This window comes from Ancylothrix sp. D3o (genome assembly GCF_025370775.1).
Taxonomy (GTDB): Bacteria; Cyanobacteriota; Cyanobacteriia; order Cyanobacteriales; family Oscillatoriaceae; genus Ancylothrix.
The window spans coordinates 1-9357 of the sequence record NZ_JAMXEX010000054.1 but is presented as its reverse complement, the minus strand read 5'-3'; the positions used below and the strand labels follow the sequence as shown (position 1 = coordinate 9357).

Genomic DNA, 9357 nt, shown 5'->3' with positions numbered 1-9357 from the left:
TTGGGGTAAAAGGGAGCCGGTGGGAGGGAATTGGCCGCCGGTCTAACTTTATTGTCTGTTTAATTAATGCTTATGAAAGCTTAATTTGATAATAAAAAATATATCTGGCATAAGTCAGATATATTTTTTTAGTAAAAATAATGCCCAAAATAAAACAGACAATTTTTCCAATAAACCAAAGCCAGACCAGCATCTATTTTTACCCTTGAAAACCTTATTAATATATCCTGTACATAAACCATTATAGATAATTTTTTTACCTAACAACAGAGAATTATCGTTGTTTAAAAAAGGATACCTAATGGGTTTGGTATCCTTTTTTTTTAACTTCTCACTTGAAACACCGGCAACGACGAACTTTGAGGAGCATTTTGAAGACTTCTCGCAACACCCCAACCCAAACCCACACCTAATCCCAAGGTAGCCAATAATACTCCCATAGCCGGCATTAAAAGGGTATTAACCGAATTTATAAATCCAACCGTATTTGAGCGGAAGCCAAAAAGCCGGATTATCTACTCAATTCTGCACTTTTTTGCTGTTTCTAATATTTGCTCTTTGATTCCTCCCTACTAACCGATATAGTTTCAAGTTTTAATTACTTCAAGAAATTTTTACTTTTTACCCATCTTTACATAAAGATAGTTCTTTTTGTTCCCCTCTTAATCCTGCTTTATCAAAATTAAAATTATTAATTTATTTGCTCATCTATCAATCCCTGCTGCCATCTTTTCTTTGAGATGATCCTAGTTAATTTCAAAACCTTTTTAGCCATACAAGTGACGACTTTCTCCTGTAAAATATAGGGATATTGATTGATACTTCCGTCAAAAGCGAATTAAGATGGCTGCAAAAGATGTTTTTCACAACAATGTAAAGTCGGCCTTACAAAAGGATGGCTGGCAGATTACTCACGACCCCCTTTATCTCAACTTTGGTGGGGTGGAAATGTATATTGATTTAGGGGCCCAAAAGCTGATTGGCGCTGAACGGTGTGGGGAAAAAATAGCAGTAGAGATAAAGAGTTTTTTAGGAAATTCAACAATTTCTGAATTTCATACAGCTATCGGACAGTTTATTAATTACCGAGTGGCTTTAAAAGCCACAGAAGCAGAGCGAATTTTATATTTAGCTGTGCCTCTGGAAACTTACAATACTTTTTTTACGCTAAGATTTACCCAGATGGTTCTTGCTGAGAACCAAATTAAATTATTAGTCTTTAATCCGAACGAGGAGGTAATCTCAAAATGGGAAAAATAGAGCATTATCGGAAGTGTGTCAAAGAACTTCTAACAGAGTTTAGCAGCCATCAACCGGCATCTGGTGATATTAAGGTGGAAATGCTCTTAGATAGTGAACGTGATCATTATCAAATTCTCCATGTTGGTTGGAATAATGAACACCGGGTTTTTGGTGTAATACTTCATATTGATATTGAGGGAGAAAAAGTATGGATTCAGTGGAATGGGACAGAAGTGGATATTGCCCATGAGCTAATGTCAATGGGGGTTGAGAAACAAGATATTGTAATAGGTTTCCATTCCCCCTTTATGCGGCAGTTTACCGAATATTCTATGGGTTAATGTTTGAGTAAATACTTTATGGCAAAGCAGTTATTGCACCATTGATGTCGGTGAACTTTGGGGAGGGTTTTGAAAGCTTCTCGCAACGCCCCACCCCAACCCCACGCCTAACCCCAAGGTAGCCAATAATACTCCCATAGCCGGTATTAAAGATGAAAAAAACTGTCGAGATTTCTGTCTTTCAGTATCCTTCACTAATTCTTCAACTGCTCTAGCAATTGCCGACCGCATCCCCATCACACCGGCCTCTTGGTATGCCATAATCTCCTCTTTCACTTCATCTAACCATTCTTTCTGCTCTTCTTTTACTTCTCGTACAGCTTCTAGCCAGTTGAAAAACACTTTATCAAAAATTAACGGCATTAACCGAATTAATAAATCCAACCGCATTTGAGCTAAAGCTTGCCCAAAAGCAGGATCATCCTCATCCATCCCTACACTTTTTGCGGTTTCTAGTATCTGCTGTTTGAATTCCTCAACACTAGCGGGTATTGTTTCTGGTGAAAACCACTTTAATAAATCTTCCCTCGTCACTCCCTCTACATAAAACGAGTTTGGCCTGGTACCACCAGGTAATTCCTCAGCAAAATCAGATTCTTGATTTTCTACTCTGCCATTATTAACCACCATAATTTCTTTACCTCCATTTTTCTACAAAAACATTAAGTCCTTTTGAAAAGGCCGAGATATACACCGGCACCACCTGCTATTTATCCCTGTGTCCTTCGTATTTTATTCCCCACAACTATCCCTAAAAGCTTTTTGTGGCTAACGCCATCAATAAATGAATCCATAGAGGAAAAGCAATTGCTAACACTATGGGTTGTTTAGCCATCCCTCGAAAGTGGCTGACGCCAAAAACTGATGAACAATTTGGAGATAACATCATGTTAACTTTCACCAGTAACCAACAGTTCGCTCTCAAAGAAGTTGCCATTCAAATTATTGGCCAGGAGCAACAACTCCAAACGAATAACCAATGGTACGGCCTTAAAGCTAATGCCGATGCCCAAAAGCTTTGGCTTGATGAAGGCAGCTTTGTCCTGTTGGGTACCGCAACCGGCGCACAATTAGTGAAATGGTTGTTCATGCGTGGCTTTAAGAACTTGGATGAAATATTCCAAGCCTACATTGCCAATAAGCAAGCTAAACTCGAAGCGCGCGCTTCTCGTCGAGAACGCATTGCTGCTTGGTGGACAGCCCAACGAACCCCAGAAGAAGTGGCTGCACCGGCATCCCAACCGACAGAGGAACAATTGGTTGCACCGGCACCCGAACTAACTCCAGACCAACTGGATGCACCGGCATCCGAAGAAGCACCTGTGGCTACTCCACCCAAATCCGCCCCAAAAGGGAAGAAAGGCCAGCGCAAACCCAAGAAAGGTTAGCCTGCACATCCGACACACGGACTACCCCGTGTGTCAGTCCCCCCCACCGGGGCTTTTTTTTTCATCCCAGACACCGGGGATGGGGGCCGGTGGTGGGAATGCTCGCTGTTTTTTTTTCCATCCCTGATGCCGGTGGTGAAAACCTCCATCTGCGGGGATTTTTGTTCATCTCAGACGCCGACTCACCTATTCTGGGGTTTTTTTTCCATCCCTGATGCCGGTGGTGGGAATGCTCGCTGTTTTTTTTGCATCCCAGATGCCGGTGGTGGGAAGAAATTTCGGGGATTTTTGTTCATCTCAGACGCCGGTGGTGGAAATGTAGTCTGGGTTTTCCACCACAAGGCTTTGCCATCAAAAGCAAGCTCCTCAAAATGGAATATCACCTACTAAAAACTGTTGTTCATCCTCATATTCTTCGGTGGGTTCAACATCCTCTAATAAGGGACGTTCACCTAAAATGGTAGAAATTGCTGTGAATGCTTTATTCACAAATCGCCAATAGCGTGACCGGCTCATTAGGAAAAATTTATAACAGTCGGCTCTAGGGGAACCCGGAGGTTCTTTTAAAGTGATGGCTGTTGTAAATTTTATTTTGTCCTGCGATAACCGTTGCATTTCTACCCAGAATAATTTAGGGAACTCCAAACTATATAATTCCCCGCGCATCTGAGAAGCTTTAAAGGTGGGCCGGCTTTCCACTTCCGACCAGAATTCCTGCCATTTTGATAATTCTCCAACATCCCAACAATTAAATAAATGTCGGTTTTTTACCAAAATATGAGGCATCATTGACCCGTAAGTTTCTACTGATTGCATGAATAATTCCATACTTTCAGCATTAGCACCGGCCACCCACCACAACCACAAACCAATCCCCTCCCGAGACGCTAAATCAAATAACTCAACTGCTTGCCACCACGCTTGTATTTCATCCCAACAATGGGGAGGGAGATTAACTACTGCCAACCCTCCATCTATGGCAAACTGTAGAATATCATCCCCCCAGTATGCCCCTTCTGGCAAAGGGGCGGGAGAGGAGCAGAATAAGCGATTATCGAAGTAGCAACCAGCATCTTGTTTTGGGTCAGCATCCACCAGACCAGCATAGTCCCCCAACCATTCACATAACAGGCGGCTGACTACCGACTTACCGACACCGGGGAGTTCTCCCCCTACTATATGAATCGCTCCTTTCAATTCAGATGCCATGAGAACCTCTTATTGAAGAACAGAGTACCGAGCCGGGGCCGGTGATACCGATAATCAAGTGGGGAAAGAGGGGCTTCCCAATAAGCCGGTGATAGCGAAATCAATTGGCAAAAGATGGTGTTTCAGATAAGCCTATGGAACTGTTTTTTCCCCAATCACCCAACGGGGCCGGTGGTGAGAAGCTGTTTCGCTCACAGATATCCCTGGGGGGCCGGTCAACCTCCAAATCAACTTGTCACAGATGGCCTTTCAAATAGGCCGGTGGCATCAAAGGAGGCTGACACATCTTTGAGGAATTTACGAGTACGGGATGCACCGGCAATACCCAATAATTGAGGATTGGCCGCAAAGTTTTGGAGGGGAACTGTCGCTCCTGATATTTTGCCCGCGTCGTATAACATCGGCAAATCAAATTCCTTAAAGCCATGCTGCTGTTTGGCTTTTTGGTATTCATCTGAAGCTGCGAATTTTTCCCACACTTCGCTGTTACGATTCAATCCTAAATTACGGACTAAAACATGATTTACACCGGCTCCCCATTGTTGCAAACTTTCATAGAACAGGCGCATACTATCGGGGCTACCGTTGCTGACAAACCACACAATTAACTCAATATTCGATTCAGCCGCCACCAGGATTAAATCAGTATTCTTCACCCACTGTTCTAGGGCCGCTCCAACTGAGGCCGGTAGATTAACTACCACATCCCCATATAATGCCGCATTTAGAATCTCATCCGCTTTGCTGAATAAATCAGTGGCTTCTGAGAAAAAGCCTTCCAAACACCGCTCACCTAATGCCGTAGAATACGCATCTTTGACATCTGGTTTACTGCGGTCGGCATCAATCAACCGAAAATCTTGACGGCCTAATGTTGCATCCAGATAGTGAATCATTGCTTTGCAGCCGGTGGATTTTCCTACACCTCCTGATTCCCCACCCCAAAAATGGATGCGTTTTTTGGGACTCTTTTTATCAGGATGGGGTTTGGCCGACCCATATTCTACAGAATCACTCTTTTCAAGTGAATTTGATTGCAGCAAATCAGCACTATTGGGAACCTCAACCACCCCGTACAGACTTTCTGGCAGAACCTCTCTACAAGACTCCGAGATAAATTTGTCTACCTCAACCGCCACTAATTGGGGGGGTAATGGGGAAGTATCGCTATCTTCTTGCGACTCCACTAATGACACAGGTTCAAACATTTTTGTTTCTGCCACATCGTGTTGTACTGCTTCCACAGACTCTGTAGTTTCAGCAAGCGGGTCGCTAATTTCCGTCGGTGAAAGCGTTGTCGATATAGGCTGGAACTCCTCTGAATTTAGAGAGGGCTCAACATTCTTATTTCTGCTTGATTTTGTTCTTGGCATCATTCACTCCAATCTTACAATCCACCAAACTTAATCAACATATCCGACTTTTGGGAGTAAGTTATTTTGTCGGTGTCTTCTGGTTCTATGTCTCCAACAGGTTTATCCGCATTCTTCTTAGAAGAATGTTCCCCAATTTCTCCACCTTTTTGTAAAATCGAAGGTGGAATGGGAAGACGCAAATCATGCCGCAGCACATCAATCTGATATGCTAAATTGCTGACTTCTTTTAAACCACATTTCTTCACTATTTCTTTGTTCAGATTCCCTGCCTTTAACGCAAAGGGTAGCCAAAAGGCACGAAGGGCCGGCAAAATAATCTCATCTCTGCGTTCTGACAACCCATGTTTCATTAGATAGGCCATCAAATACGCATCTTCTGTTCCCTTCTGTGGAGCATACCGAAATCTAAAGTCTTCTTGCTTTGACATAGTTTTATTTCTCCACTTTTTGTGATTCGATTATTAATCGGAACACTCCATAGGCATCTGCTAACCGATTTCCCAACAAACGAGTATCCAAACGTGAAGAAACCATAATCGGCCCATGCCAATCAAGTTTATAATGCAGCCCAAATTCTTTCTCTAACACCGGCCTCAAATAGTCAGCCGTGCCCCCACAAAATACTAACAGCCCAGCATCCTTGGGAATAGTATTTAACAACCATGAGCGTAAAGCCATCCAATAACTTTCTTGGGCATCTTTGATGGCTTTTTCTAGCAACATTCCTTGCCTGATACCCCTTGTATCATTAGGAATTGGATTCCAACCTAACGTTACAATTGTCTTAAGCAATATCTCCGCATCTTCCCCTGTTTTATTAGCAACGGCTGCCACCAGTTTTTCCATCCCTAATGGGCTAGTACCTCCTACATCTAGTACCCCTTTCCACGAATTAATTACTGAGGCATTACGATACCCAATCATGGCCACACTTACTACCTTCTCTCTAACCACCGGCACATACTCAGGCTTAGTGGTAACAGACAGAAATACTCCCGCTCCTTCTGGTAAACACTTGAATTCTTCGATCTTAATTTGATGCGGGCCGGTAGGCGTTTGAAAATTAGCTGCCATCAATGTTAAATCTTTCTTGAATTGGGCCGCTCCCCCTATTTCAGAACCAGGTAATAATGCCCAGACAACAGCTTCAAATTTAGAACCTAACTTCAACTTCTGGGCTGCTACCCATATTGCTGCTAAAGCTTTCCAGGGTGCAGTTGCTATCTTCAATTCAGCCAGCCTCGAATTTCCCCAAAACTTCCTTCGGGCCAAATAACCAACCGCTACATAATGACCATCGTATCCTATCCAGCAAGCATTCTCTGGATCTGCTGCACCCGATGAGTTTTGTACATCTTTAACAGCCTCATAGCCAATGGGAATAACTTCTGGATCTAGCCAAATTGAAATTGGAGTGCTCCCTGGTAAACTGCAAATGCACTTGGTTCCTTTCCCCCCTACATCCAGCGCCATAAGTAGCTTTTGGGGACTGGTATTCAATTTTGTAGCCATTTTACCTCGTCAAGATTTCAATCACTATTGTTTGGAAAGGATGTGTCTCTCCCCTTACCTAAATCTGATACAACAAAGCCCCCTGCTTGAAACAAAACGCTTCGCACGCTCATTGCCATCAAAAACACCACACCACAATTTTATGACCGATTAACAATCCTCCAACTTTAATCGGACTTTACTAAAAACGGTAGTCCCATATTAGGCTTACAAAAGATGTGATTAGGCAACGCAATTTGCTCGCTTCTGTCGTAGTAATGAACTGAGAAAACTACTAACTTTGGCACGAGCCAGTAGTTAGTAAGATAGCCCTTCTCTTATAAGATTGGGCAAACCCCAGTAGTGCTTTCCCCGGTAAATGGAGCATTACCACTCACCACCAGACACACAAAGCCGATGTAAAGATATCACCATTAAGGTAACAAGAGTATTACCCAACTAAGCAGTCTGTAATACAGAAAGCCAGCCCTCCATAAAGGGTGCTTTTGTTTGTTGCTAGTACCATCCAAAGATAAAGTTATGTTTGCTCACCAGGTTGCTATTAGCAACTGATGTTCTGTGTCCTTTCTGCTTTCTTTATAAGCCGTATTAAATTTAGATGGCTTCTATCTTTAGAAAGATAAACTTTCTACGCGATACTCCGCAACCACACACCCATAGGGAGTTTTATCTTACACTGTATTATTTTCCCAAACTTACTGTTGAGCCTTATCAATAAAAGATAATTACTTGAGCTTGCTTACTTTTATTGCAGCACCACAACCATAAAAGTTGCTGTACATAAAAACTCTAGTTAATTCGTTCGATTTTTAGCTATTCCATAAAATATAATAGTTCACAAAGTTAATTATAAGAAATTACTCTTTTCTCTAAAAAAGGATTTTTATCTGAATTGCTAAACTTTTTTCTACAAAATAAACCTTGCCCCAACCGATAATCTCTTTCCCAGCCCTAACCTCTCAAATTAAACAGCAACCAACCAAACAGAAACAGAGCAATACTACAGTCAAACTACATTCTTGGGGAAACTCCATACCCTTAAAATTTGGTAAGTATTATTACTTAAATATTTTTGCCATATAAAACCCCGTTTTTGCCATATAAAACCCCGTTTTTGCCATATACTTCAGATTGAACACCTGATAGAATATCATAAATTTACAATTTTTCTTGCCATCTTGTATGGCAGATTTCGGGTTTTATATGGCAAATTTTGCTGATATCTTAGCTTGGGGAAAAAAGCGTTGTTCGATGTCTAACTGAATTTGCGATGTGCTAAAATGGGGGAAGGAAAAAAAGCGGACACTCACTCCGCTTTTTTCAAGACACCTTCATTTCAGCGTTTCACCGGCCCCCACTTTTCACCATATCGCTGCACAGAACAACCAGACTATACATTTCCTCTTCAGCCCTCCTTTAGATTTGCTTAAGGTTCGTTACAAAAGTAAATATATTGTTTTGCCTGGGGAACCATAACAGGGGGTAGGTTGTAGCACGTCATTAGCTACAAATGGTAGTAGATAATGCGGCTTAGATTCAGGGTTATTGTAGCTAGATAAACTCTGGTTAGCTAGGCTCATCTGACAGGGGAGATAAAATATTATTCAATGCTCATTGGTCACAAAGAAACTAGACCCTGAATAATTGTTAGCACCGGCACCTACAGACGTTCTGCCTACAAGTAATCACCGACTTATACCCGTTACAACTGTCAAAGAGTTAGGCAATAATAAGTTTATAGTAATCATCAATCATATTTTATGGAGTACCTAAAACAGCCACCGGCCTGATTGTAGGAACCTTCGCTATTAGGGGATGAGTGTCACACCGGATAGATGTAGAATCCAGATGAGACAAGAGTTTGAGAAGATAGAAGGGTAAGCTCGGAAACGATTTTAAGTGAGTTTATAACTTTGGTTAGAGGTATGTGGCTAAGAGATGATCTACTTTAATAAAAAGCTTGGTTGTCACGAGTTATAGAAAACCTTGATGGTAAGCCAAGCCTTCTTAAATTCGTCTTAACCAAAATGAAAAAACAGACCAGCCGCTCAAGAATTATCCAATTGACCGGCAAGACATTAGGCTTGCTTAATCAATTAAAACGGCTATTGCCAAATACCCTGCTTAAAAGTAAAACGCCGCCGGCTAACGTCTTAACCCAAACAGAAGAGGCGGTTAAGGAAATCCGAGAAATAGTGTTAGAAGGTTCACAGCATGAACGCTCAAACCATTTTAAGAGTTAACAAACTCAAAAGCTTAAGAGATGTGGAAATAGCAGCCAGCCACGAC

At 42.0% G+C, this 9357-nt stretch carries 9 protein-coding genes; 4 read left to right on the top strand and 5 right to left on the bottom strand.

Going from position 1 to position 9357, the window contains the following annotated elements; all coding sequences use genetic code 11:
- Positions 1 to 843 precede the first annotated feature (843 nt).
- Positions 844 to 1260, top strand: coding sequence for a XisH family protein (locus NG798_RS26060; RefSeq protein WP_261226644.1), 417 nt, complete (start codon positions 844 to 846; stop codon positions 1258 to 1260).
- Complete coding sequence (locus NG798_RS26055) at positions 1248 to 1583, top strand: XisI protein (protein ID WP_261226643.1); 336 nt, start codon at positions 1248 to 1250, stop codon at positions 1581 to 1583. The genes NG798_RS26060 and NG798_RS26055 overlap by 13 nt, the downstream gene beginning before the upstream one ends.
- Positions 1584 to 1613: 30 nt before the next feature.
- On the opposite strand, the gene NG798_RS26050 is transcribed toward NG798_RS26055, so the two are convergent.
- Positions 1614 to 2213, bottom strand: coding sequence for a DUF6753 family protein (locus NG798_RS26050; protein ID WP_261226642.1), 600 nt, complete (start codon positions 2211 to 2213; stop codon positions 1614 to 1616).
- A gap of 257 nt (positions 2214 to 2470) precedes the next feature.
- Here NG798_RS26050 and NG798_RS26045 point away from each other — a divergent pair, with 257 nt between their 5' ends.
- Positions 2471 to 2971, top strand: coding sequence for a hypothetical protein (locus tag NG798_RS26045; RefSeq protein WP_261226641.1), 501 nt, complete (start codon positions 2471 to 2473; stop codon positions 2969 to 2971).
- A 30-nt stretch (positions 2972 to 3001) separates the two neighbouring features.
- A complete protein-coding gene (locus tag NG798_RS26040; RefSeq protein ID WP_261226640.1) occupies positions 3002 to 3361 on the top strand; it encodes a hypothetical protein in 360 nt (119 codons plus the stop codon).
- On the opposite strand, the gene NG798_RS26035 is transcribed toward NG798_RS26040, so the two are convergent.
- The 4 genes from NG798_RS26035 to NG798_RS26020 form a co-directional block, all read right to left on the bottom strand.
- On the bottom strand, positions 3338 to 4180 hold the full coding sequence (locus NG798_RS26035) for a hypothetical protein (protein ID WP_261226639.1): 843 nt from the start codon (positions 4178 to 4180) through the stop codon (positions 3338 to 3340). The genes NG798_RS26040 and NG798_RS26035 overlap by 24 nt on opposite strands.
- Before the next feature lie 227 nt (positions 4181 to 4407).
- Entirely contained in the window at positions 4408 to 5556 is a 1149-nt protein-coding gene (locus NG798_RS26030; RefSeq protein WP_261226638.1) for a hypothetical protein, read from the bottom strand.
- A gap of 11 nt (positions 5557 to 5567) precedes the next feature.
- The gene (locus NG798_RS26025; RefSeq protein WP_261226637.1) at positions 5568 to 5984 is read right to left on the bottom strand and encodes a hypothetical protein; all 417 of its coding nucleotides are present in this window, start codon (positions 5982 to 5984) and stop codon (positions 5568 to 5570) included.
- A 4-nt stretch (positions 5985 to 5988) separates the two neighbouring features.
- Positions 5989 to 7068, bottom strand: coding sequence for a ParM/StbA family protein (locus NG798_RS26020; protein ID WP_261226636.1), 1080 nt, complete (start codon positions 7066 to 7068; stop codon positions 5989 to 5991).
- Between the last annotated feature and the right edge of the window lie 2289 nt (positions 7069 to 9357).